3 protein-coding genes are annotated in these 2,475 nt (G+C 64.1%); all 3 read left to right on the top strand.

What is annotated here, in order from left to right:
- Positions 1–161 precede the first annotated feature (161 nt).
- Positions 162–911, top strand: coding sequence for a CoA transferase subunit A (locus AC08OQ_RS17530; RefSeq protein ID WP_476602033.1), 750 nt, complete (start codon positions 162–164; stop codon positions 909–911).
- Entirely contained in the window at positions 908–1,549 is a 642-nt protein-coding gene (locus AC08OQ_RS17535; RefSeq protein ID WP_476592484.1) for a CoA transferase subunit B, read from the top strand. Before AC08OQ_RS17530 ends, AC08OQ_RS17535 begins: the two co-directional genes overlap by 4 nt.
- A 241-nt stretch (positions 1,550–1,790) precedes the next feature.
- Complete coding sequence (locus AC08OQ_RS17540) at positions 1,791–2,153, top strand: hypothetical protein (protein WP_476602032.1); 363 nt, start codon at positions 1,791–1,793, stop codon at positions 2,151–2,153.
- The last annotated feature ends 322 nt before the right edge of the window (positions 2,154–2,475 follow it).

Below are 2,475 nucleotides of genomic sequence, written 5' to 3' on the forward strand. Positions count from 1 at the left end.
TCCCCTGACCGCACCGATTTGAGCCGGCGCGCACTATCCGTCGGTCTTCCTGCTGGTCGATTCAGCGATCGGGCCCGGGGCGAAGATCGGAATGATCGAATGTCGGTCGTGTTCCTGCACGCCAACGCGGGATCGGCGGCAAGAGAAGGGGTGGGCGAACAGTGGACAAAGTCGTCCCAAGTGCAGCTAAGGCGATCGACGATATCCGTGACGGAGCATCGTTGGCGGTGGGTGGGTTCGGGGTGTGCGGCATCCCGAGCACGCTGATCGAGGCGTTGCTGAACGCCAATGTCACCGATCTCGAAATCGTCAGTAACAACTGTGGGGTCGACGGCTGGGGGCTGGGTGTGCTCCTGGACGCCGGCCGCATCCATCGCCTGATCGGATCCTATGTGGGGGAGAACAGGGAGTTCGAGCGGCAGTTCCTCGGCGGGGAATTGGAGGTCGAGCTCATTCCCCAGGGGACGCTGGCCGAACGGCTGCGGGCCGGCGGGGCGGGGATCCCGGCTTTCTATACTCCGGCGGGGGTGGGGACCCAGGTTGCCGACGGCGGTCTGCCGTGGCGGTATGACGGGGCCGGTGGCGTTGCGCTCCCGTCGCCGTCGAAGGAGACCCGGGAATTCGACGGGGTCCGCTATGTGCTGGAGCGGGCGATCGTTTGCCAGTTCGCGTTGGTCCATGCTTGGAAGGGCGACCGGCATGGCAACCTCATATACCGGGGGAGCGCCGCGAACTTCAACCCGTTGTGCGCCGCCGCGGGCAGGGTGACGATCGCCGAGGTGGAGGAGCTCGTCGAACCCGGCGAGCTCGACCCGGCCGAAATCCACACCCCCGGCATCTTCGTGCAGCGCGTCGTCCACGTCCCCACCACCGAAAAGCGGATCGAGAAGAGGACGGTGAGTTCCCGATGAGCTGGACCCGCGAGCAGATGGCTAAACAGGTGGCCGCCGAGCTGACCGACGGCCAGTACGTCAATCTGGGCATCGGCCTGCCGACCCTGGTAGCGAACCATCTCCCACCCTGTGTCACGGTCATCTTGCACAGCGAGAACGGACTCCTCGGCGTCGGCCCCTTCCCCTACGACGACGAGGTCGACCCCGATCTGATCAATGCGGGCAAACAGACCGTCACGCTCCTGCGCGGAGCCAGCACCTTCGACTCAGCGACGTCATTCGGCATGATCCGCGGCGGGCACGTCGACGTCGCAATCCTGGGTGCTATGCAGGTGTCCGCCGCCGGGGACCTCTCCAACTGGATGATCCCCGGAAAGATGGTCAAGGGCATGGGCGGCGCCATGGACCTAGTCCACGGTGCCCGGCGGGTCGTCGTGATGATGGAGCATGTTGCCCGGGACGGCAGCCACAAGCTCCTCGACGAGTGCACGCTGCCGCTGACCGGACAGGCCTGTGTGCATCGCGTCATCACCGACCTGGCAGTGATCGACATCGAGCCCGGCATCGGCCTGATCCTGCGGGAGACCGCGCCCGGCGTCACCATGGACGACGTCCGCGTGGCCACCACACCCAACCTCACGATCGCTCTTAGGTGACCGGTTGTTCGGCGTTCCGGGCCGCGGCGGCGTCGCCGTGATCCGGTCTACGCCTGGGTGCTGCTGTCTTCCGTAATAGTCCGCGGCTGGACCGTTACGGAGGCGTTCAGACCTAGATCCGCCAGTAGGGCGGGGATGGTGGTCGACTGTTGACCCGTGGGACGTGAACGGGTGCCTGTCGCGCAGGGAGCATAGGGGCCACCACACCAACACGACATCCCAGACGAAAGGCACCCGTCAGGTGACGGGTATACGCAGCACCGGGTCGTCGCGGAAGCCGGCCACGAAGCGGGCGGGACGGCGCCGACGGCGCCGGTCCCTGGCGGGGCAGGGCCAGCTGACGCTGGCTCCCGAGGGCGTGGCCGACCACGCCCTCGCGGTCAGCTTCATAGTCACGAATATCCCCACGAACGAGCCCGACGGGATCGTCGGCCTCGAGTGCTGGTTCCGCTCCTGCCAGCGGCGGGTCTACGGACCAGGCAAGCAGGGCGCGGCGTTCGGCCACACCAAAATCACGGTACGGTCGCTGCTGGTCCGCGGGTTGAACGCGCTGGTCGGGACCGTGTCCGCTCCGAATTTCTCCTTAGGGGACGTAATGAAGTAACAAATACGTGATCGAGAGCATCATCGCAGGTCACAGGCCTGTGGAGGATTCGAAACGCGCAAGTTATTTTATTTCGACTCCTTAGCAGTGGGCGGCATAACATATTGCGATGGTCGGCAGATTCTCATAATGAGCAAAAAACGAAAAATGCACCGCCCCGAGTTTTTTAGAGACCGGGACGGTTCAGGAGCGAAATATTCACGAAATCACGAGATGCCTTGCAGGCGCCCTGGACTACTCGTAGAATTTAGGCCATGCGCTCCTCCTATCAACCCAGCGATAAGGCACCAGTGTCGGCGAACTCCCTGTAAACATTCACGTA

Source organism: Frankia sp. CcCS3, assembly GCF_977927575.1.